Annotated in this window: 24 protein-coding genes; 8 read left to right on the top strand and 16 right to left on the bottom strand. The window is 60.0% G+C overall.

What is annotated here, in order from left to right; all coding sequences use genetic code 11:
* The first annotated feature begins 10 nt into the window (after positions 1 to 10).
* The gene (locus tag AC2YB9_RS08995) at positions 11 to 538 is read left to right on the top strand and encodes a YbhB/YbcL family Raf kinase inhibitor-like protein (protein WP_487268548.1); all 528 of its coding nucleotides are present in this window, start codon (positions 11 to 13) and stop codon (positions 536 to 538) included.
* Here the strand turns inward: AC2YB9_RS08995 and AC2YB9_RS08990 are convergent.
* Genes AC2YB9_RS08990 through AC2YB9_RS08980 form a run of 3 tightly spaced genes read right to left on the bottom strand, consistent with a single transcriptional unit; the run spans position 535 to position 2885 of the window.
* Positions 535 to 1578 carry an SPFH domain-containing protein gene (locus tag AC2YB9_RS08990; RefSeq protein ID WP_487268547.1) on the bottom strand — a complete coding sequence of 348 codons (1044 nt, stop codon included), beginning with the start codon at positions 1576 to 1578 and terminating at the stop codon, positions 535 to 537. The two genes, AC2YB9_RS08995 and AC2YB9_RS08990, sit on opposite strands and share 4 nt — an antisense overlap.
* Before the next feature lies 1 nt (position 1579).
* Positions 1580 to 2041 (bottom strand): NfeD family protein, encoded by a 462-nt coding sequence (locus AC2YB9_RS08985; protein ID WP_487268545.1) that lies wholly within the window; start codon positions 2039 to 2041, stop codon positions 1580 to 1582.
* A gap of 31 nt (positions 2042 to 2072) precedes the next feature.
* Positions 2073 to 2885 carry an ABC transporter ATP-binding protein gene (locus tag AC2YB9_RS08980; protein ID WP_487268543.1) on the bottom strand — a complete coding sequence of 271 codons (813 nt, stop codon included), beginning with the start codon at positions 2883 to 2885 and terminating at the stop codon, positions 2073 to 2075.
* An 80-nt stretch (positions 2886 to 2965) separates the two neighbouring features.
* Between AC2YB9_RS08980 and serB the strand changes: the two genes are divergently transcribed.
* Together serB and AC2YB9_RS08970 are read left to right on the top strand one after the other, a co-directional pair.
* Positions 2966 to 4189 (top strand): phosphoserine phosphatase SerB, encoded by a 1224-nt coding sequence (gene serB / locus AC2YB9_RS08975; RefSeq protein ID WP_487268542.1) that lies wholly within the window; start codon positions 2966 to 2968, stop codon positions 4187 to 4189.
* Positions 4190 to 4252: 63 nt separating this feature from the next.
* Positions 4253 to 5146 (top strand): AfsR/SARP family transcriptional regulator, encoded by an 894-nt coding sequence (locus AC2YB9_RS08970; RefSeq protein WP_487268541.1) that lies wholly within the window; start codon positions 4253 to 4255, stop codon positions 5144 to 5146.
* A gap of 10 nt (positions 5147 to 5156) precedes the next feature.
* Here AC2YB9_RS08970 and AC2YB9_RS08965 read toward each other — a convergent pair whose 3' ends face one another.
* On the bottom strand, positions 5157 to 5333 hold the full coding sequence (locus AC2YB9_RS08965) for a hypothetical protein (protein ID WP_487268540.1): 177 nt from the start codon (positions 5331 to 5333) through the stop codon (positions 5157 to 5159).
* A gap of 391 nt (positions 5334 to 5724) precedes the next feature.
* Entirely contained in the window at positions 5725 to 5937 is a 213-nt protein-coding gene (locus AC2YB9_RS08960) for a dodecin (RefSeq protein WP_487268539.1), read from the bottom strand.
* Between the two features lie 43 nt (positions 5938 to 5980).
* Between AC2YB9_RS08960 and AC2YB9_RS08955 the strand changes: the two genes are divergently transcribed.
* The 3 genes from AC2YB9_RS08955 to AC2YB9_RS08945 all read left to right on the top strand — a co-directional run bounded on the left by AC2YB9_RS08955 (position 5981) and on the right by AC2YB9_RS08945 (position 7318).
* Complete coding sequence (locus tag AC2YB9_RS08955) at positions 5981 to 6298, top strand: DUF3099 domain-containing protein (RefSeq protein WP_487268538.1); 318 nt, start codon at positions 5981 to 5983, stop codon at positions 6296 to 6298.
* Positions 6291 to 6494: an acetone carboxylase gene (locus AC2YB9_RS08950; RefSeq protein WP_487268537.1), complete on the top strand. Its 204-nt coding sequence runs from the start codon at positions 6291 to 6293 to the stop codon at positions 6492 to 6494. Before AC2YB9_RS08955 ends, AC2YB9_RS08950 begins: the two co-directional genes overlap by 8 nt.
* 62 nt (positions 6495 to 6556) lie before the next feature.
* Positions 6557 to 7318 (top strand): SURF1 family cytochrome oxidase biogenesis protein, encoded by a 762-nt coding sequence (locus AC2YB9_RS08945; protein ID WP_487268536.1) that lies wholly within the window; start codon positions 6557 to 6559, stop codon positions 7316 to 7318.
* A gap of 20 nt (positions 7319 to 7338) precedes the next feature.
* On the opposite strand, the gene AC2YB9_RS08940 is transcribed toward AC2YB9_RS08945, so the two are convergent.
* From AC2YB9_RS08940 to AC2YB9_RS08895, 10 genes are all read right to left on the bottom strand, one after another.
* Positions 7339 to 8121 carry an enoyl-CoA hydratase/isomerase family protein gene (locus AC2YB9_RS08940; protein ID WP_487268534.1) on the bottom strand — a complete coding sequence of 261 codons (783 nt, stop codon included), beginning with the start codon at positions 8119 to 8121 and terminating at the stop codon, positions 7339 to 7341.
* Positions 8122 to 8173: 52 nt separating this feature from the next.
* Positions 8174 to 9772: an ABC-F family ATP-binding cassette domain-containing protein gene (locus tag AC2YB9_RS08935; protein ID WP_487268533.1), complete on the bottom strand. Its 1599-nt coding sequence runs from the start codon at positions 9770 to 9772 to the stop codon at positions 8174 to 8176.
* A gap of 158 nt (positions 9773 to 9930) precedes the next feature.
* Positions 9931 to 10299: a metal-sulfur cluster assembly factor gene (locus AC2YB9_RS08930; protein WP_487268532.1), complete on the bottom strand. Its 369-nt coding sequence runs from the start codon at positions 10297 to 10299 to the stop codon at positions 9931 to 9933.
* Positions 10296 to 10751, bottom strand: coding sequence for a Fe-S cluster assembly sulfur transfer protein SufU (gene sufU / locus AC2YB9_RS08925; RefSeq protein WP_487268530.1), 456 nt, complete (start codon positions 10749 to 10751; stop codon positions 10296 to 10298). Before sufU ends, AC2YB9_RS08930 begins: the two co-directional genes overlap by 4 nt.
* Before the next feature lie 10 nt (positions 10752 to 10761).
* A complete protein-coding gene (locus AC2YB9_RS08920; protein WP_487268588.1) occupies positions 10762 to 11982 on the bottom strand; it encodes a cysteine desulfurase in 1221 nt (406 codons plus the stop codon).
* A 47-nt stretch (positions 11983 to 12029) separates the two neighbouring features.
* Entirely contained in the window at positions 12030 to 12788 is a 759-nt protein-coding gene (gene sufC / locus AC2YB9_RS08915; protein WP_487268529.1) for a Fe-S cluster assembly ATPase SufC, read from the bottom strand.
* 5 nt (positions 12789 to 12793) lie between these two features.
* Positions 12794 to 13141, bottom strand: coding sequence for a non-heme iron oxygenase ferredoxin subunit (locus tag AC2YB9_RS08910; RefSeq protein ID WP_487268528.1), 348 nt, complete (start codon positions 13139 to 13141; stop codon positions 12794 to 12796).
* The gene (gene sufD / locus AC2YB9_RS08905; RefSeq protein ID WP_487268527.1) at positions 13138 to 14298 is read right to left on the bottom strand and encodes a Fe-S cluster assembly protein SufD; all 1161 of its coding nucleotides are present in this window, start codon (positions 14296 to 14298) and stop codon (positions 13138 to 13140) included. The genes AC2YB9_RS08910 and sufD overlap by 4 nt, the downstream gene beginning before the upstream one ends.
* Before the next feature lie 80 nt (positions 14299 to 14378).
* Positions 14379 to 15818: a Fe-S cluster assembly protein SufB gene (sufB, locus tag AC2YB9_RS08900; protein ID WP_487268526.1), complete on the bottom strand. Its 1440-nt coding sequence runs from the start codon at positions 15816 to 15818 to the stop codon at positions 14379 to 14381.
* Positions 15815 to 16504: a helix-turn-helix transcriptional regulator gene (locus tag AC2YB9_RS08895; protein WP_487268587.1), complete on the bottom strand. Its 690-nt coding sequence runs from the start codon at positions 16502 to 16504 to the stop codon at positions 15815 to 15817. The genes sufB and AC2YB9_RS08895 overlap by 4 nt, the downstream gene beginning before the upstream one ends.
* Before the next feature lie 119 nt (positions 16505 to 16623).
* On the opposite strand from AC2YB9_RS08895, the gene AC2YB9_RS08890 reads away from it, so the two are divergent.
* Together AC2YB9_RS08890 and AC2YB9_RS08885 are read left to right on the top strand one after the other, a co-directional pair.
* A complete protein-coding gene (locus AC2YB9_RS08890) occupies positions 16624 to 17676 on the top strand; it encodes a DNA polymerase domain-containing protein (protein ID WP_487268525.1) in 1053 nt (350 codons plus the stop codon).
* Between the two features lie 50 nt (positions 17677 to 17726).
* The gene (locus tag AC2YB9_RS08885; protein WP_487268523.1) at positions 17727 to 18524 is read left to right on the top strand and encodes a GTP pyrophosphokinase; all 798 of its coding nucleotides are present in this window, start codon (positions 17727 to 17729) and stop codon (positions 18522 to 18524) included.
* Here the strand turns inward: AC2YB9_RS08885 and AC2YB9_RS08880 are convergent.
* A complete protein-coding gene (locus tag AC2YB9_RS08880; RefSeq protein ID WP_487268522.1) occupies positions 18521 to 19606 on the bottom strand; it encodes an ATP-dependent DNA ligase in 1086 nt (361 codons plus the stop codon). The genes AC2YB9_RS08885 and AC2YB9_RS08880 overlap by 4 nt on opposite strands.
* Positions 19607 to 19622: the final 16 nt, after the last annotated feature.

The following is a 19622-nucleotide window of genomic DNA, read 5'->3' as shown; positions in this document are numbered from 1 at the left end:
GCCTATGACCATGAGCCTTGAACGCCCCGTCTCCCCCGATCCCTACGACCTGCTGCCTGACGTGCCGTCATTCTCGGTCACGAGCACCGACATCGTCGATGGCCAGCCGGTCAAGAACGCCCAAGTCAATGAATACGGGAACACCTCGCCGCAGCTGTCATGGTCGGGCGCTCCCGAGGGCACCAAGAGTTTCATTGTCACCTGCTTCGACCCTGACGCGCCGACGGTTTGTGGGTTCTGGCACTGGGTGCTTGTCGACCTGCCGGCCGACGTGACGTCGCTGGACGCTGGCGCTGGCTCAGCGGGAGTTGAATTGCCCGGCAAGGCGTTCCATGTACGCAACGACGGCGGCAGCCAGGACTACATGGGTTGCGCGCCGCCGCAGGGCGATCAAGTGCATCGCTATTTCTTTGTCGTGCACGCCGTCGATCGCGAGGAACTCGGCGTGGATGCTTCAGCCAGCCCAGCGGTTGTCGGCTTCAATCTGGCCTTCAAAACGCTGGGCCGGGCCGTCATACACGGCACCTACCAGTTCTAGCGGTCTTTCGTCGTGCTCGCGTCCTTCGCGGCCTCGAGCGCGTCGGAAACGGCTTGAGCGGTCGCTTCCTCAACTGGCTCGTCGCCGGTAACCGATTCGTCGAGATCAACCCGGTTCTTGCTGCCGCCGCCGTCGAGTGGAATTTTGCCGACCACGCCACCCATTGACTCGAGCGCATTGGTCAACTCAGTTGGGATGATCCACATCGTGCTGGCATTGCCTTCGGCGATACGCGGCAACATCTGCAGATACTGATAGGCGAGCAACTTTTGATCCGGGTTGCCGTCGTGGATTGACTGGAACACGGTCTCGATTGCCCGACCTTCGCCCTGTGCGCGCAAAATCGCAGCTTCACGTTCGGCTTGGGCACGCAGAATCGTCGCCTGCCGGTCGCCCTCGGCGTTGAGGATTGCCGCTTGCTTGCCGCCCTCGGCCATGAGGATCGCGGACTGGCGCTCGCCCTCGGCGTTCAGAATGGCCGCACGCTTGTCACGGTCGGCACGCATCTGCTTTTCCATCGCATCGGTGATGGTTGCCGGCGGATCGATGCCCTTGATCTCGACACGGCTCACTCGGATGCCCCACTTGCCGGTGGCACTGTCAAGCTCGCCGCGCAATGCGTCATTGATCTGATCACGGCTGGTCAGCGCGTGCTCGAGCGTCATTCCGCCGATGATGTTTCGCAGCGTCGTCATCGTCAGCTGTTCGATCGCGTCGAGGAAATTGGCAATCTCATAGGTCGCGGCAACCGGATCAATGACCTGGAAATAGATGACCGAGTCAATGTTGACCGAAAGGTTGTCCTCAGTGATGACGGCCTGCGGCGGGAAAGACACGACGCGTTCGCGCAGATCAACCGTGTAGGCGACCTGGTCGATGAATGGCAGGATGCCATTGAGTCCGGGTGGGAGCGTCGTGCGGTACTTGCCGAACCGTTCGATGATCGGTGCGGTTTTCTGTTGCACTCGCTTGACCGACATTCGCAAGATAGCGATCGCCAGGACTGCGACCAGGATTAAGATGACGGTTACAGGAGTCATGTCATTCGGCCTTTCGAGAAACGATGAGGGAAGCCCCATCGATGCGGACCACCGTGACTTCGGTGGATGGGTCGAAGCTTGCGGCGGGGTCTTCAGTGCGGGCGGTCCAAATTTCGCCCATGATGGCAACTCTGCCTTGGTAATGGTTGACCGTCTCCTCGACGACCGCGGTGCGACCGGCGATTGCTTCATAGCCGGTCGACAGATCCGGACCCGCATGTAGTTTCTTCGCCATGGTTGGGCGTACGAAGAACAGCATCCCCAACGACACGATCACAAATGCCAGCAGGCATAGCCACAACGGCGCGCCAAAGCCAGCCGCAACGGCGGCAGCAAATGCGCCAAGGGCAAACATCAGGAGTACCAGATCAAGGCTCAGGAGTTCGACGACCGCCAAGATAAGCGCGAGGCCGACCCAGCCGGCCCACGGGTGATCGGCAATCCAGCTGCCAAATTCATTCATCGATCAGTGTCTCCTGTCATCCGATGCTGGCCTAGGCCCCATCGGAGGCGCGGTGGCCGTACGCAGCACGTCGTGCCGAGTAGCGTCCATCTTGTTCGGTCAAATCTAGCCGCATACTGAATGCGGAGCCGAGATTCGCTCCGGTGAGCGTCGTGGCGATCGGCCCCTGCGCCACGATATGCCCATCGCGCAGGATCAGCACATGGGTAAAACCCAGCGGGATCTCCTCGACGTGATGGGACACCATCACGATCGCCGGGGCTGCGGGTGATTCGGCCAGCACTTCGAGACTGAGCAGCAAATCCTCGCGCGCGCCGAGGTCGAGTCCGCTGCCGGGCTCGTCAAGCAGCAGCAGTTCTGGATCGGTCATGAGCGCCCGTGCAATCAAAACTCGTTTACGCTCGCCCTCGCTGAGCGTGCCGAAGGTCCGATCGTGCAGGTGTGCGATGCCGAGCTCGCCCATGATCTGGTCGGCGCGGACAAAGTCTTCGTCGTCGTACTGCTCGTGCCAGCGGCCGCTCACCGCATATGCGGCGGAGACCACGACATCGCGTACCGCTTCACCGCTGGGAATGCTGTCTGCGACGGTCGTGCTGGTGTGCCCGATACGCGTACGTAGATCGAAGACGTCCACGCGGCCGAGTCGTTCGCCAAGAATGCGGGCTTTGCCCTCACTTGGATGCATCGCCGCGCCAAGGATTTGCAGGAGCGTCGTTTTGCCGGCGCCGTTGGGGCCCAGGACGACCCACCGCTCCCCCGGCTCGACGCTCCAATTGACGCGATTGAGCAGGTGTTTTCCGGACCGGACGACGCTGACGTTCTTCAGGTCGATGACCGAACGCATTCACCCTCCTGTGGGATCTCGAACACTCGATAGCAAACCTATCGCGAGCCGCAATATGTCGGACGATAGCCTCTATGGCGATGACCGAGCATTTGCCTTCGTTGCTACTCACAGACCCGACCGTCCTGATCACACTGACAGGCCCGGACAAAAGTGGTGTCAGTACCCGACTGTTTGCGAGCCTGGCTGAGTTCGACATCGAGGTCATCGACATCGAGCAACTCGTGTTGCGTGGCCGCCTCGTTTTGGGTGTGTTGCTGAGCGTTGCTGAGGACACCGAAGCATTCGAGGCCGCCGTCCACGCAGTGGGATCACGAACTGGTCTCGACGTCGCGCTGGAGTACGGCGTTGGCGACAATCGGGCACGCCGCGTCGGCCGTACACAGGTCACCGTCCTGGGCTCTCCGCTACGGCCGGGCGCCGTTGCGGCAATGGCCAGCAAGATCAGGGCTGCCGGTGGCAACATCGACCGCATTCACCGGCTGGCACGCTATCCAGTGACCGCAATCAAGATGGAGATCTCCGGCGCCGAACCCGATCTGTTGCGGGTGGATCTGGCTACCGAGGCTGCTGCTCAGGGGATCGATGTGGCGGTGCAGCCACATGGAATTCTGCGCCATGCCCAACGCTTGATCGTGATGGATGTCGACTCGACATTGATCCAAGGTGAGGTCATCGAGATGATCGCCGCGCGGGCCGGGTGCGAACAGCAGGTCGCCGAAGTGACCGCGGCGGCCATGCGCGGTGAGCTTGAGTTCGGTAGTTCGCTCGAATCACGCGTTGGACTGCTCCGCGGCGTCGATGTCGCGGAACTCGACGAAATCTATTCCACGCTTGTCTACACACCTGGCGCTCGGACGATGATCCGCACGCTCAAACGCCTTGGCTACAAGTTCGCTCTGGTCAGCGGCGGATTTACCCAGATCATTGAGCGGATTGCTGCCGCATTGGAAATTGACTATTTCGCGGCAAATGAACTTGAGGTAGTCGACGGCGCGCTGACCGGCAATATTGTCGGAACGGTCGTTGATCGGGCCGGCAAGGCCGATGCACTCCGCCGCTTTGCCGCCGAGTCCGGCATATCGGTCAAGAACACGGTGGCAATCGGGGACGGCGCGAACGACATCGATATGTTGGCTGCGGCCGGTCTGGGTATCGCCTTTAACGCCAAACCCGTCGTGCGCACCAAGGCCGACACCTCACTGAACGTGCCTTATCTTGACGCGATCATTTATCTGCTCGGGATTTCCCGCGAAGAAGTTGAGGCCGCCGACGCTGCCGATCAGCCCTCGGCACCTGCCTGAGCTCACCTCATCTTCTGAGCCCGGCAGCCAGATTGGTGCCATCAGTCGTTATGGTGTGCGAGTATGCCCGACCGTGAGCTGGTGTACGAGTCCGCTGGCATACGGCCGGCGCAGGAGCTTGTCGGGCGTCAAGCGGCTGAAGAGTCGCTTGCGCTGCTTCGCGAGGCGCTAGCCACTTCGACCGCATTAGGCTTCCCGCTGCTTCAGGGCAGGGCCGAGCATTCATTACGCGAACGTGCCTTCGATCGCGAAGCGAATACCTCGGCGCTGCACCCGGTTCGCCGCGAGATCCGGATAATTAACGGCTTTGAGGTCCGTTCCCATACCGGCACCAGCGCGGCCTGGACGTCGCGGAAGGCGCGGATGCTGTTAAAACTATTGATCGCAGCCCGGGGCGTACCGGTCCCGCGTGAGGTGTTGATGGAGCAACTCTGGCCGGGTATCGACCGGCGACTGTTGGCGAACCGTTTTTCTGTTGCTATCAGTACCGTGCGCCGTGCCTTCGATCCCGACCGTTCCTTGCCACACCAGCAATTCGTGGTGGTCGAGGACGACACCGTACGGCTGCGGATCGAACAGCTGTCGATCGATCTTGAGACCTATTTCATGCTGTTGGCTGATCCTGATCCGAATCGTCATCGGATCGCACTCGAACGATTCGGCATCGGCGTGTTTGCCGATGAACCGTATGCCGATTGGGCACTGCCATTACGGCACGAAGTGGCGTCGGTGTTCTGCGAGTCAGCGTTACGGCTGGCCCGACTCGACCTTGCTGCCGGCGATGCACGGTCTGCGAGCGATCTGTGCCGGCAGGTCGTGGCCATCGACCCGTACAACGAACCAGCCGGCACGGTCCTGATTGAGGCGTTAACCGCGATGGAGGCACACGCTGAAGCGCGGACCGTGCGCGCAGAGATGAAACTGCGCAGTGGAGACCTCCAGCGTGGGATGAACTGATCCAGGCCGGTTAGCGTCGCTTCAGCAGGTAAACTTCTTTCTTATTGCGGTTGTTGACCCACACCATGGTGTTCTCATCCCAGGAACGGACCGTATAGCCGCTCGCCGGCGCGGGCAGGACGATGTCCTTGCCCGCCCCCACCGGCTTGAAGCCGGCTCCCGTATCGATGTGGGTGTGTTGCCCCATGCGCCGATCAGAGCAGCATCGAGCGCTCCGGCGGTTGCCTTGGGAACATTTGACGTGCTCCCGGAAATCTTCGGCGACTTCCAATCGCAGCTGGCCGCTTACTTAGGCGCCGCTGGCGGCGCGCTTGTCACCTCGGGTGCATCGTCCGTGGGGCTCGCGGACGATGCCACGCTCACTGACGCTGTCGCCTTCGCCTCCTGCTCAGTCGAACTATCCGCGTCGCAGCCAGCGAGTAATAGGAAGCTCGCGCCAATAGCGGCAGTAGAACGTATGACGAATGGGACGGTCCAAGACATGCAACAACTCCGAATGATCACTGACAAGGATCAATCAGGCTATTGCCGCCGCTGTGAGAATCCTTAAAACGTGGAGCGCGCTGGGCGCGCTCGGTTTAGTCATCTTCGAGACGGAAACCCAATTTCATGGTGACTTGATAGTGCGATACCTCGGTATCGGTGATCTGGCCACGGATGCCAGTGACCTCGAACCAGTCGAGGTGACGAAGCGTGTCGCCTGCTCGTTCGATTCCGTTCTCGACAGCATCATTGATGCTCTCTGTCGAGGTGCCAACAATTTCACTGATGCGATAGGTGCGATTACTCATACGCACATCATGACCGATTGCCAAGAGAGCGTAACCTTGGCATATGAGTGACAAGCCGATTCGGCGCGAACAGCAGGTCTACAGCATCACGACTGCGTCGAGCTCCCAAAGCGAAGAGATCGGCCGTCGACAGAAACGCTATGCCTTCTCGATGGGCATCCGCACGCTGTGCTTTGTCCTCGCTGTTGCGCTGTGGAGTCACGTCCAATGGCTGTCGTGGATCTTTATCGCTGGCGCACTGATCCTTCCCTATACCTCGGTGATTCTCGCCAATGCTGGCGTACGTCGCAAAGGTGCGGGCCCGAGCCCGTTCCTCGAGAACACGCGACCCACGCTCCCTGAACGGGACGGTCATGAGTGACGAATTGACCTGTTCGGCACGCGGATGTTCACACCAGGCACAGTTCGAAGTGGTGTGGAACAATCCCAAGTTGCATACGCCTGACCGGCGCAAAATCTGGCTTGCCTGTAATGACCATGAGGTCACACTCCGCTCATTCCTCAGTGCACGGGGATTCTGGAAGGAGACGCTGCCGATCAGCAGCGAGGCGTTCTGAGCGGCGCTCGATATCCCTAACCCTGCAAGTGCCGATATTGAGCCGCCAACTACCGTCATGGTGTGTATCGTTTTCTTTTCAGTCGCCGTTGGATCGCGTTTGCGCTAGTGGTGATCGTGATGGCAGGCGGCTGCTACCGACTTGGGTTGTGGCAGTGGCACCGGCTTGAGAACCGTCTGGCTGACAATAAGGTCATCACGAAGCACTTCAAGGCCGATCCGATTGAGCTCGGCTCCGTGCTGACAATCGGCAAGAAACAGCTGGACGATCAGCGATGGACGCGGATCTCCGCGACCGGGACATATGACATCGAACATCAGGTCACCGTTCGCTTCAGCACCCGCGACGGTGCACCTGGCACAGATGTCGTGACGCCGTTGGTGACGTCTTCGGGCGCGGCGATTCTGGTCGATCGCGGTTGGATAGCGACCAGCAACAACTCGGAGGTTCCGACCAATATTCCCGCACCACCATCGGGAACGGTCACGATCCAAGGTTGGCTGCGAGCCAACAACGGCGACCGACATAACGCCAACTTGCCGGCGAACGACCAGATCCGCGCAATCTCCAGCAACGGAATGCGGGATTATGTTCCCTACAAACTTTATGACGGCTATCTGAACCTGCGCAGCGAGTCGCCTGAACCCACGACTGCACTGGCGCTTGAGCCCCATCCCGCACTCGGTCAGGGCCCCCACTTCTACTATGCGCTGCAGTGGTGGTTCTTCTCCGGGCTTGCACTCTTCGGCTGGTTCTATTTCGCCTGGATCGAGGAACGCGATCGTAAGGAGAAATTGCGCAAGGACATGCCGGCGGCAGAATAGCCCGCTTCAGCCCCGTGCACTTAGCCCGTCACGCCGCCCAACAGCGCAGTGAAGCGTCCGTGTTGAGCCAGACGCTCGCGCGCACGCTGATCGTCATACGTTCGCTCCGCGCCACCCTGCAGGAGGTCCTTGAGCGCGACAACGGCACCGTGCTGCGGCACGAGTAGTGCACTGGTAAGTTCATCGACCGCCGCGTCCAGATCGGCGCGTGGAACGCAGGCCAGCGCGAGACCGATACGTTCGGCCTCGGCGCCGTCAATTACTCTGCTCGTCGCGCACATCTCGAGCGCCCGCTGATAGCCGACCGCATCAATCAACGGCTTAGTACCGCCGAGATCGGGGACCATTCCGAGGGCCGTTTCCTTCATATTGAACTTGGCATCCGCCGACACGAGCCGCAGATCGCAGGCAAGTGCCAATTGAAATCCTGCCCCGATGGCATGTCCGTGAACCGCCGCGATCGAAATGAACTGTGGATTGCGCTGCCACGTGAAGCCTGCCTGATAGCTGGCGATCTGTTGATCGAAGCCAGCCGCGTCCAGTTGAGCCGTTTCGGCAAATGCGGGCTCGCCGGCAATCCCTTCAGGACTGAGCATCCGTCGGTCGAGGCCCGCGGAGAACGCCTCCCCCGCACCTTTGAGGATCACAACGCGTACCGCTGGATCGACATTCGTCCCGACCTCGGCGAGTCCACGCCACATCGCCGGCGTCTGCGCATTGCGCGACTCCGGGCGGTTGAGCGTGATGGTTAGGACAGCGTCATTGCGCTGGACCAGCAATCCGGCGGCTTCGAGATCAGTCACAGCCGCGAGCCTATCTCGATCCGTCGGTCAGGGGCGTCTGCCCGTGGCCTGACTACGCGAGGCTGACGAGATCGGCGTACGAGTCGTTCCACAGGTCTTCGTCCCCATCGGGTAGCAGCAGCACCCGATCGGGCTCTAGCGCGAGCACTGCGCCCTCGTCGTGGGACACCAAAATGATCGCGCCTTCGTAGTTGCGAATCGCCCCGAGAACTTCTTCGCGCGACGCAGGATCGAGGTTGTTGGTGGGTTCGTCGAGGAGTAGAACATTGGCGCTTGAGACGATGAGGCTAGCCAGTGCCAGTCGGGTCTTCTCACCACCGGAGAGAACTCCGGCGGGCTTTTGCGTATCGTCGCCGCTGAAGAGGAATGAACCCAGAACGCTGCGCGCCTCGGTGTCGGTCAGTTCTGGCGCGGCTGACTGCATGTTCTGCAAAACAGTTTGGTCCGTGTCGAGAGTCTCGTGTTCCTGCGCGAAATAGCCCACTTTGAGACCATGCCCGGGCACGATGTCACCGGTGTCGGGCTTATCGGTGCCGCTCAGAATGCGAAGCAGCGTGGTCTTGCCGGCGCCATTGAGGCCGAGAACGACGACTCGGCTGCCCTTGTCGATCGCAAGATTAACATCGGTAAAAATCTCCAAGGATCCGTAGGATTTGGAGAGTGACTCGGCCATCAGCGGAGTCTTGCCACAGGCTGCGGGCTTGGGGAATTTGATCCGGGCGACCTTGTCGTGTGCCCGTTCGGCATCAAGGCCAGCAACCATCTTCTCGGCCCGTTTGAGCATGCTTTGTGCGGCGGTGGCCTTGCTGGCCTTGGCGCGCATCCGGTTGGCCTGGTCGGTCAGTTTGTCGGCCTTTTTGACTGCGATGGCACGCTCGCGTTTGCGCCGGTGTTCATCGGTTTCGCGTTGGCTGATGTAGTTCTTCCAGCCCATGTTGTAGATGTCCACCTCGGCCCGATTCCCATCGAGATAGAGGACCTTGTTGACGGTCTCCTCTAGCAGGCTCACATCGTGGCTGATAATCACGAGGCCGCCCTTGAACGTCCTGAGAAAGCCGCGCAGCCAGTGAACCGAGTCGGCATCAAGGTGGTTAGTGGGCTCATCAAGGAGCAAAGTGTCAGCGTCGGAAAACAAGATTCGCGCCAACTCAATACGCCGGCGCTGCCCGCCGGAGAGCGTGCCAAGCTCCTGCCCGAGGACTCGGTCTGGCAGGCCGAGGCTCACCGCGATCGTTGCGGCCTCAGATTCTGCGCCATAACCACCGCCGGCACCGAAGATCGCTTCAGCGCGGGTGTAAATCTTCATGGCTTTCTCGGCTACGGCCGGGTCGTTTGAGCCCATGTCGTTCTCGGACTGACGCATACGACGCAGCGCATCGTCTAGGCCACGAGCAGACAGGATCCGGTCGCGCGCGGTCATCGTGAGATCGCCGGTCTTCGGATTCTGCGGGAGGTAGCCGACCGTGCCGGCAGATGTGATCGTGCCGCCCGCCGGCTGACCCTCGCCCGACAACATACGGGTAAGCGTCGTTTTGCCCGCGCCGTTGCGGCCAACCAAGCCGATCTTGTCGCCCTTGTCGACGCGGAAGGAGACGTTGGACATCAGGACGCGCGCGCCGAAGCGCAACTCCACATTGGAGACGGTAAGCATGGGGATTCTTTCAGGTGGCTTCGAGGAAATGGGTTCGCGATGTACGCGCCGCGCTATTCCCGCTGGAAGAAGTTCACCCAATTACTCTACCGGTCTTTTGGGCGCTCCCGAACCGACCAGGGCCCGATCTACGGGTGTCTCTGGTCACAGGTCGGTTTTTAACCTAAATTAAAGCCGAGGGCACGGAGCATTTCGCGGCCGTCATCGGTGATTTTGTCCGGACCCCACGGCGGCATCCAAACCCAGTTGATCCGGAACTCGTTGACGAGGCCTTCGAGTGCCGCACGGGTCTGATCCTCGATGACATCGGTGAGCGGGCAGGCCGCCGACGTAAGCGTCATGTTGAGGACAGTGTTGCTGTGCTCATCGATGTCAACGCCATAAACGAGGCCGAGGTCGACGACGTTGATGCCGAGCTCGGGGTCGACGACGTCCTTCATTGCTTCAATGATGTCGTCGCCGCTGGTTGGTTTGGGAGCACCCAGATCGACTTCGGGCAGATCTGTTTGCTGAGCCTGTTCGGTCATGATTTCTCCTCAGTGGTCGTGCTTGCAATTTGGAGGACGGCGTCTTTCCATGCCATCCATGACAATAATGCGCATTTTACCCGGGCCGGAAACTGAGCAACGCCGGCAAACGCGATGCCGTCTTCTAGAACTTCTTCATCCGGTACGATCTGGCCGCGCCCGTGCATCAGCGCATTGAACTCATCAAGAATCGCCATGCCTTCGGCGACGGACTTGCCCACGACAAGGTCATTGAGCACCGATGCGGAAGCCTGACTGATCGAACAGCCCTCCGACGCATACGAGATGTCCTCAACTTTGTCCCCATCGAGGTGTACCCGAAGCGTGATCTCGTCACCACAGGTTGGGTTGACGTGATGCACTTCGGATTCGAACGGTTCGCGGAGCCCGGTGCCGTGCGGATGCTTGTAGTGATCCAGGATTATCTCCTGATAAAGCAGGTTGAGATCCATGATTTCAGTCCTAGACCTTAAAAAATGTCTTCGTGAAGTTCAACGCATCTACTAGCGCATCAATTTCCTCGTGCGTCGTGTAGAGGTAGAACGATGCACGGGTCGTCGATTGAACACCGAAGCGTTGGTGCGCAGGCTTCGCACAATGATGTCCTGCTCGCACAGCAACGCCTTGTGAGTCGAGCAACTGGCTCACATCGTGGGGGTGAACCCCCTCCAGCGTGAAGCTAATCGCGCCGCCACGCATCACCGCATCCTTTGGACCGATGACGGTCAACCCGTCAACCTCCCGCATGCGTTGGAGCGCATAGGCCGTGATGTCGTGTTCGTGATCGGCAATGTTCTGCATGCCCAATGCGGTGAGATAGTCGACCGCAGCACCCAGGCCGACGGCTTGAGCGATCGGCGGTGTTCCGGCCTCAAAACGTGCCGGCGGAGCGGCGTACGTCGACTGCTCCATCGTGACAACTTCGATCATCTCGCCACCACCGAGAAACGGCGGCAACTCAGCAAGCAGGTCGTATCGTCCCCACAACACGCCGATGCCCGTCGGGCCGACCATTTTGTGACCCGTGAAGGCCACAAAATCGGCGCCGAGTGTTGACACGTCGGCGGGAAGTTGCGGGATCGACTGTGAGCCATCGACGACGACCAGTGCACCGACCGAATGGGCCCTGGCAATGATCGCGTCGAGCGGATTGATCGTCCCAAGCATGTTGGATACCCAGGCCACGGCAACAACGGCGGTCCGCTCGGTGATGAGCTGGTCAAGCGCATCGAGGTCCAACCGGCCTTCGTCGGTCATACCGAACCACTTCAGCGAGGCGCCGGTCCGCTGACTTAGCTGCTGCCACGGCACGATGTTGGAGTGATGCTCCATCTCAGTGATGACGATGTCGCGATCTGCGCCAACACGACCAGAGTCGCCAAGCACGCGCGCAACCAGATTGATCGCTTCGGAGGCGTTCTTGGTGAACACAATCTCTTCGCGTCGGGGCGCACCGATGAAGGTGGCAACCTTCGTACGCGCATCCTCAAATGCGGCAGTGGCCTCGCCGCCGAGCAGGTGCATCGCGCGTGCCACATTGGCGTTGTGCAACCGGTAATGATCGTCAATTGCGTTGATCACGCTCGCCGGCTTCTGCGAAGTGTTGGCGCTATCGAGATAGACCAGTGGCTTGCCGTCGGGCATACGACGCGACAGCACCGGGAAGTCCTCCCGGACTGCCATCACGTCATAGGCCGTCGCCTTGGTCTGGGTCCCAGCGCCAGCGATCACTACACCGCAGCCTTCGTGTACTTGTCGTAGCCTTCAGCCTCGAGCTGATCGGCAAGCTCACGGCCGCCCTGCTCGACCAGTTGGCCGGCGACGAACACATGGACGAAATCAGGCTTGATGTACTGCAAAACCCGTGTGTAGTGAGTGATCAAAAGCACGCCACGATCGCCCTGCTCGCTGTAGCGGTTGACGCCAGCCGAAACGATGCGGAGGGCGTCAATGTCGAGACCCGAATCGGTCTCGTCGAGGATTGCAAACTTCGGGTTCAGCAATTCGAGTTGCGCGACTTCGTGACGCTTCTTTTCGCCGCCGGAGAAGCCTTCGTTGACGCTGCGCTGGGCGAACTCCTTGCCCAACGTGACCCGCTCGAGCGTCTCATTGACATCCTTGAGCCACGTACGAAGCTTGGGCTCCTTGCCGTCGATCGCAGTCTTGGCGGTCCGGAGGAAGTTAGTGACCGACACGCCGGGCACTTCAACTGGGTACTGCATCGCAAGGAACAGTCCCGCACGCGCACGCTCATCGACCTTCATCGACAAGATGTCGAGACCGTCGAGCGTCACCGAACCTTTGGTCACTGTGTACTTGGGATGACCGGCGATCGAATAGGCGAGCGTTGACTTGCCTGAGCCGTTGGGGCCCATGATCGCGTGTATCTCGCCGGATTTGATGGTGAGGTTGACGCCGCGAAGGATTTCCTTCGGGCCGTCTTCGGTCTTCACCGAAACGTGAAGATCTTTGATTTCCAGAGTGGCCATTGTGTTTAACTCCTGTATGCGGAGAGGTCGACGAGGATTGCGTCGCCCTCCAACTTCGTGGGAAAGGTTTGTACGGGTACGGTCGCGGGCAGATTGACCGGAACTCCAGTGCGTACATCGAAGCGCGAGCCGTGCAGCCAACACTCGATTTCGCAGCCTTCGACGTCGCCCTCGGACAACGGGATGGCGGCATGGGTGCATTCGTCACGCACCGCGTAAATGTCGTCACCGTGACGAATGAGAGCTATTTCGCGGCCCGCACTATCAATTGCTAGCACGCTGCCGTCAGTGACTTCGCTGGCATCCGCGACGCGAGTGAAGGACGTTTCGACTGCGGCCTCGGGATCGCTCACGCGATCTTCTCGATGTTCTTGGAAAGCTCACCTGCGACGGCAGCCATAAGGCGTTCTTCGACCTGGCTAACTCCGATACGGCGAATGATCGCATTGAAGAAGCCGTGGACGACGAGGTTGCGGGCTTCCTTCTCTTCGATGCCGCGGCTCATGAGGTAGAACAGCTGCAGGTCATCAAAGCGGCCGGTCGTGCTCGAGTGTCCAGCGCCGGCGATCTCACCGGTCTCGATTTCGAGGTTTGGAACTGAATCGGCACGACATCCTTCGGTCAGCACGAGGTTGTCATTGGCTTCGAACGTGTCGATTCCCTCGGCTGCCTTGCGGATCAGTACATCGCCGATCCAGACGGTATGAGCGCCCTTGCCCTGCAATGCGCCCTTGTAGAGCACGTTGCTCTTGGTCTTCGGCTGATTGTGATCGACGAACAGACGATGCTCAATGTGCTGGCCCGCGTCGGCGAAGTAGACGCCGAACAGCTCAGCGCTGCCACCGGGGCCGGTGTAGTCGACCGAAGCGTTGATGCGCACGAGATCGCCGCCAAGCGACACCGCGACATGGCGGAAATCGGCGTCGCGGCCGACGCTTGCGTGATGGTGTGCGACGTGGACGGCGTCGTCATCCCAGTCCTGAATCGAAACCAGGGTGAGTTTGGCGCCGTCGCCGAGTTTGATCTCGACATTGGCGGCGACAACGGCGCTGCCAACGTGATCGAGAATGATCGTCGCCTTGGCGAAGTCGCCGACCTCGATGAATACGTGGCCGAACGCCACGCGCTCGGTGCCCTCGCCCTTAATAGTGAGGATCGTGGCCTTATCAACTTCGACATTGGCGGGCACCGAAACGACGGTCGCCTTATCAAAGTTGTTCCATGCCTCGGCGCTAATGCGGTCGTTGGGCATATAAACCGAACCCAGGCGGACGTCATCGCGGCCAACGGCTTCGACTGTCACGGCCGGATCGGCGTCCACTGAGGCGGACAACCGGCCACCGGTCACATAAGTGCTGTTGTGCAGTCCTCGGAGTCGCTTGACCGGAGTGAAACGCCAAATCTCCTCGAGCCCGGTGGGGATCGGATGATCGGCAACATCGAAGGAGCCATCAGGGTGAAGATGGCTGTTGACTTTGTCCATTTCGAGGCCTTCGGCCAAGTTCTGCACGGACGCTCCTTCAGGTGATTTGGAAGACTCAGTCTTGGACGAGTCTTGGATTGTTTTCTCGGAAAGATCGCTAGAGACGCTCAACCGACCGAACCCTCCATTTGGAGTTCGATCAGCCGGTTCAATTCGAGCGCATACTCCATTGGCAGTTCGCGTGCGATCGGCTCGACAAAACCACGGACGATCATGGCCATCGCCTCGTCTTCTTCGATACCGCGGCTCATGAAGTAGAACAACTGGTCATCGCTGAGTTTGGAGACGGTTGCTTCGTGGCCGAGCTTGACGTCGTCTTCGCGCACATCAACATACGGATAGGTGTCCGAGCGGCTGATCTGGTCAACCAGCAGCGCATCACATTTGACCGTGCTCTGTGAGCCTTTGGCGCCCTCGAGCACCTGCAACAGTCCACGGTATGACGAGCGGCCACCGCCTCGAGCGACCGACTTGCTAAGGATCGAACTCGAGGTGTTGGGCGCGCAGTGCACCATCTTGGCGCCGGCATCCTGATGCTGGCCGGGGCCAGCGAAGCCGATTGACAGGGTTTCGCCGCGGGCATGTTCGCCCATGAGGAAGCACGCCGGATATTTCATCGTGATCTTTGAACCGATATTGCCATCGATCCACTCCATCGTGGCGCCCTCTTCGACGACAGCGCGCTGGGTGACCAGATTGATCACATTGGTGGACCAGTTCTGGATCGTTGTGTAGCGGCAGCGAGCGCCCTTCTTCACGATGATCTCGACAACTGCGGAATGTAAGGAGTCAGAACTATAGGTCGGCGCGGTGCACCCTTCGACGTAGTGCACGTAGGCGCCCTCGTCAACGATGATCAAGGTGCGCTCGAACTGGCCCATGTTCTCGGTGTTGATGCGGAAGTAGGCCTGCAACGGGATATCGACATGGACGCCCGGCGGCACATAGATGAAAGAGCCGCCAGACCAAGCCGCAGAGTTGAGCGCGGAGAACTTGTTGTCGCCGACCGGAATAACGGTGGCGAAGTATTCTTGGAACAGTTCCGGCTGCTCGCGCAGCGCGGTGTCGGTGTCGAGGAAGATGACACCTTGCTCCTCAAGGTCTTCACGAATGCTGTGATAGACGACCTCCGACTCGTACTGAGCGGCCACACCCGAGACGAGCGCCTGCTTCTCGGCCTCGGGGATCCCCAGCCGGTCGTAAGTGTTTTTGATCTCCTCGGGGAGATCCTCCCAACTCGTGGCCTGCTTCTCGGTCGAGCTGACGAAATATTTGATGTTGTCGAAATCGATATCGGCGATTTCGGCGCCCCATGTCGGCATCGGCTTGCGGTTGAAGAGCTTTAAGCCCTTGAGTCGCAGATCCAGCATCCATTGGGGTTCGTTCTTGTGCGCGGAGATTTCGCGTACGACGGCTTCATTGATGCCGCGTTTGGCAATCGCGCCAGCGGCATCGGAGTCGGCCCAGCCGAACTCATAGCGGCCGAGGTCCTTCAACTGCGGATTGGCTTCTTCGATTGCGTTGGGAACGCTTTCTGTGGTGGTCATCGATTGACCCTCTCTGCTGATGGTGACACGTGTGGAACGTCGGGGATGTTCGTCGTGCAGACGCCGTCGCCGTGGGCGATGGTGGCCAGTCGTTGTACGTGGCTGCCGAGCAATCGTGAGAAGACTTCAGCTTCGGCTTCACACAATTGTGGAAACTCGGCTGCCACATGGGCAACCGGGCAGTGATGCTGACAGATTTGTTCGCCGCCGGGACCGACTTTCGTCGACGCAGCGAATCCGTCCGCAGTCAGGGCCTCGGCCAAAACTTTCGGACGATCTTTGGGATCTGCGGCATCCATCAGCGGACGTATGCGCGTTTCGAGCTCGGCGACCCGGTGGCGGGCGAAAGCCTGAACGGCTTCCTCTCCCCCGGTGCTCTGCAAATAACGCAATGCGCCGGCGGCCAGCACGTCATAGTGTTGGTCGAAGTGGTCTCGACCTGCTGCTGTGACGACGAAAACCTTAGCCGGACGCCCGCGGCCGCGTGCGCCGTTGATCCGCTGATCACGTGCTTCGAGGACGCCATCGATCAATAACTGATCGAGGTGTCGACGTACTGCCGCTGGTGTCAGATTCAGCCGCTGCGCGAGTTGTACCGCCGTCGACGGCCCGGCTTCCAAGATGGAATTGGCCACCCGCTCACGGGTCGGAGCATCGTCGGCAGGTGCCGCGAGCTCGTCCCGAATCTTTTTCACAACACTATTGTGCCTTTAATCGATTCGACGTTCAACAAAGGTTTGCCTTACTCCTCCTTTAGCGGTCTTTCCACATCAGAATGAGCGCCGCCGACCACTACAGTTACGGCATGGCAGCTGAGGCAACTGAGATCGAGGTGGGTAGCCGCACAGTCCGTGTGTCGAGTCCGAGCCGCGTCATCTTCGCAGCGACCGAACGGACCGGCGAGATCACGAAACTCATGGTGGCCGAGTATTACGCGGCCGTCGGGGACAGCCTCATGCGCGCGCTGCGGGATCGGCCCACCACGCTCGAACGGTGGCCCAAAGGTGTGCTGGAAGGTATGACGTTGTCGACTACCGGGAGCAATGGCGACGCGTTCTATCAAAAGCGACTGCCGCGTGGTGCTCCGCCGTATGTCGAAACAGTTCAGATTACTTTTCCGTCCGGCCGTGTCGCCGACGAAATGTGTCCGACGGAGGTTGCGGTGGCGGTATGGGCCGCACACATGGGCACGATTGTGTTTCACCCTTGGCCAGTACGCCGGGAGCGCCCCGATCATCCCGATGAGCTGCGTATCGACCTCGATCCACAGCCGGGCACTGATTTTCATGACTCGGTACGCGTTGCCGGCGAATTGCGGAGGTTATTGGAAGAGATTGGCCTCCGTTGCTATCCCAAAACGAGCGGCAATCGCGGAGTTCACGTGTTTGTCCGGATCGAACCGCGCTGGACGTTCCTCGATGTACGCCACGCCGCCATCGCGCTGGGCCGTGAACTCGAACGGCGCATCGACGGCGTCACGATGAACTGGTGGAAGGAAGAGCGCGGCGAGAACATCTTCATCGACTACAACCAGAATTGCCGCGACCGGACGATGGCCAGCGCCTATAGCCTGCGCTCGATCGCAGGAGCCCCTGTGTCGACGCCGATGTCCTGGGCAGAGTTGGCCACGGTCCAAGATCCGCGTGACTTCAATCTCCAGACCGTACCGAAACGGCTGACTGAGATCGGCGATCCGCACGCCACCATCGACGATGTCGACCATTCGATCGGGACGTTGCTCGAATGGTGGGAGCGCGATGTCGCCGACGGCCTTGGCGAGCTGCCCTATCCCCCGGACTATCCAAAAATGCCGGGCGAACCCAAACGCGTACAACCGAGTAAAGCGAAGAACGCTTGACCCGCTCCCGGAACAGTCGCCGCTGTGGCACCACCCCTTAGAGTGAAGGCGTGGATGCCGAACCCCCTCGCCTAGATTTGGGTCGATTGCTGGAACTTTCCTCCGACGGACATGCGGCTGTCGACGGCTCATCGGAGTTGCGACACGAATTCACGCGTTTCATGATGCGCTACAAATTCGGCATGGAGGAGGTCGTCACAAAGTTCTCGATCCTCCGCGACGAGTTCGCCCACCTGCACCACGACAATCCGATCGAGAACATCGAGGCGAGGCTAAAACGGCCCGACAGCATCATCGAAAAGATGGAACGTAAAGGCTGCCAGCCGACATTCGACTCGATCCAAGCGACCGTCACCGATATCGCTGGGGTCCGCGTGACGTGCAGCTTCATCTCAGACGTCTACCAAGTTTTCGACCTGATCAAGGCGCAAAGCGACATCACGGTACTGACTGTTCGGGACTACATCGCCACGCCCAAATCGAATGGCTACCGCAGCCTGCATGCTCATGTGGAGGTTCCGGTGTTCCTGTCCGATGGGGCTGTTCCGGTGACTGTCGAGCTTCAGTTTCGGACCATCGCGATGGATTTTTGGGCGAGTCTTGAACACAAGATCTACTACAAATACCGCGAAGAAGTTCCTACCGCTCTCCTCGACGGCTTACGGGAAGCCGCCGACACCGCCTCGGCGCTCGATACGACGATGGAGCATTTGCGCGGCGAGATGCAAACCCTTGGCGAACTTCCAGAAGCGCTGAAACACGAACTCCGAACCGGATCCGAACTCGTCCCCGACGAACATTTACTCAACCGGCTCCGCAGGCTCGACCGCGCCAACCCTCAGGTCTAGAGCAGAATGTCGTTCAACTCGTATGCGGCGATCTCTTCGAGTTGCGCGTAACCGCAGGATTCAGGGTCACGATCGGGGCGCCAGCGTTTGAACTGGGCGGTATGCCGAAAGCGGCTGCCTTCCATGTGTTCGTAGCCGACCTCAGCCACCCGGGTTGGTGCGAGCGGTACGAATGCGAGGCTCTTGCCTGCGCTCCACCGCGTCTGGGCGCCGGGCAGGCGGCTGCTCGATTGCGCCTGGGCGTCCTGCCACAACGCCCATGGATGGTCGGCAAGGCTTACGACTGTAGGAGCGAGCTCATCGATGAGTTCGGCGCGTCGCGCGGCCGTGAAGGACGCTGCCACGCCTACATGCTGCAGAAGGCCCTCGTCGTCATACAGGCCGAGCAGTAACGACCCGAGCAATTGTGTCTCCGGCGTGGAGGTCTTGTGCAGGCGATAGCCGGCAACAACCACATCGGCAGTCCGGGCATGTTTGATTTTGAGCATCGTACGGCCGTTGAATGCATACGGTTTTGCCAACGGCTTGGCCACAACACCATCGAGTCCGGCGCCCTCGAACTTGGCGAACCAGACTTCGGCCTCGGCCGCATCGGTGGTGGTGCGGGTTAAGTGGATCGGCGCAGCAACCGATGCCAGCGCAGCCGCCAGGCGGGATCGGCGCTCTGAGAACGGTTGGTCCACCAATGATTCGTCGCCGAGCGCGAGCAGATCGAAGGCGACAAACGACGCCGGCGTGGTCACCGATAGCGACTTCACCCGTGATGCGGCGGGATGGATTCGCTCCGACAACCGTTCAAACTCAAGCCGCCCGTCGATTGCCACAAATATCTCGCCATCGAGCACACAGCGGTCTGGCACATTGGCCGCAAGCGCCGTGACGAGTTCGGGAAAATAGCGAGTGAGGTCCTTGGCTGATCGACTTGTCAGGACAATCTCATCGCCGTCCCGGAACACTAGGCACCGGAAACCGTCCCATTTGGGCTCATACGACAACCCGCCGGCAATTGAGGCTGCGGCCGGCACGCCTTTAACCGATTTCGCCAGCATCGGCCGCACGGGTGGCAGTACCGGAAGTTTCATTATCACCCCTTGACTG

This window comes from Aeromicrobium changchenzhani (assembly GCF_057586615.1).
Note: the sequence above shows the minus strand (reverse complement) of the source record. Positions and strands in the feature narration are given on the sequence as shown.

What these genes read in the sequence shown, in the direction of transcription:
- AC2YB9_RS08880 (WP_487268522.1), bottom strand. Translation starts at nt 19,606, where the DNA reads ATGAAACTTCCGGTACTGCCACCCGTGCGGCCGATGCTGGCGAAATCG.
- sufB (WP_487268526.1), bottom strand. Translation starts at nt 15,818, where the DNA reads ATGACCACCACAGAAAGCGTTCCCAACGCAATCGAAGAAGCCAATCCG.
- AC2YB9_RS08995 (WP_487268548.1), top strand. Translation starts at nt 11, where the DNA reads ATGAGCCTTGAACGCCCCGTCTCCCCCGATCCCTACGACCTGCTGCCT.
- AC2YB9_RS08960 (WP_487268539.1), bottom strand. Translation starts at nt 5,937, where the DNA reads ATGAGTAATCGCACCTATCGCATCAGTGAAATTGTTGGCACCTCGACA.
- AC2YB9_RS08965 (WP_487268540.1), bottom strand. Translation starts at nt 5,333, where the DNA reads ATGGGGCAACACACCCACATCGATACGGGAGCCGGCTTCAAGCCGGTG.
- serB (WP_487268542.1), top strand. Translation starts at nt 2,966, where the DNA reads ATGACCGAGCATTTGCCTTCGTTGCTACTCACAGACCCGACCGTCCTG.
- AC2YB9_RS08920 (WP_487268588.1), bottom strand. Translation starts at nt 11,982, where the DNA reads ATGGCAGTCCGGGAGGACTTCCCGGTGCTGTCGCGTCGTATGCCCGAC.
- AC2YB9_RS08990 (WP_487268547.1), bottom strand. Translation starts at nt 1,578, where the DNA reads ATGACTCCTGTAACCGTCATCTTAATCCTGGTCGCAGTCCTGGCGATC.
- sufC (WP_487268529.1), bottom strand. Translation starts at nt 12,788, where the DNA reads ATGGCCACTCTGGAAATCAAAGATCTTCACGTTTCGGTGAAGACCGAA.
- AC2YB9_RS08930 (WP_487268532.1), bottom strand. Translation starts at nt 10,299, where the DNA reads ATGACCGAACAGGCTCAGCAAACAGATCTGCCCGAAGTCGATCTGGGT.
- AC2YB9_RS08980 (WP_487268543.1), bottom strand. Translation starts at nt 2,885, where the DNA reads ATGCGTTCGGTCATCGACCTGAAGAACGTCAGCGTCGTCCGGTCCGGA.
- AC2YB9_RS08935 (WP_487268533.1), bottom strand. Translation starts at nt 9,772, where the DNA reads ATGCTTACCGTCTCCAATGTGGAGTTGCGCTTCGGCGCGCGCGTCCTG.
- AC2YB9_RS08890 (WP_487268525.1), top strand. Translation starts at nt 16,624, where the DNA reads ATGGCAGCTGAGGCAACTGAGATCGAGGTGGGTAGCCGCACAGTCCGT.
- AC2YB9_RS08950 (WP_487268537.1), top strand. Translation starts at nt 6,291, where the DNA reads ATGAGTGACGAATTGACCTGTTCGGCACGCGGATGTTCACACCAGGCA.
- AC2YB9_RS08970 (WP_487268541.1), top strand. Translation starts at nt 4,253, where the DNA reads ATGCCCGACCGTGAGCTGGTGTACGAGTCCGCTGGCATACGGCCGGCG.
- sufU (WP_487268530.1), bottom strand. Translation starts at nt 10,751, where the DNA reads ATGGATCTCAACCTGCTTTATCAGGAGATAATCCTGGATCACTACAAG.
- AC2YB9_RS08985 (WP_487268545.1), bottom strand. Translation starts at nt 2,041, where the DNA reads ATGAATGAATTTGGCAGCTGGATTGCCGATCACCCGTGGGCCGGCTGG.
- AC2YB9_RS08955 (WP_487268538.1), top strand. Translation starts at nt 5,981, where the DNA reads ATGAGTGACAAGCCGATTCGGCGCGAACAGCAGGTCTACAGCATCACG.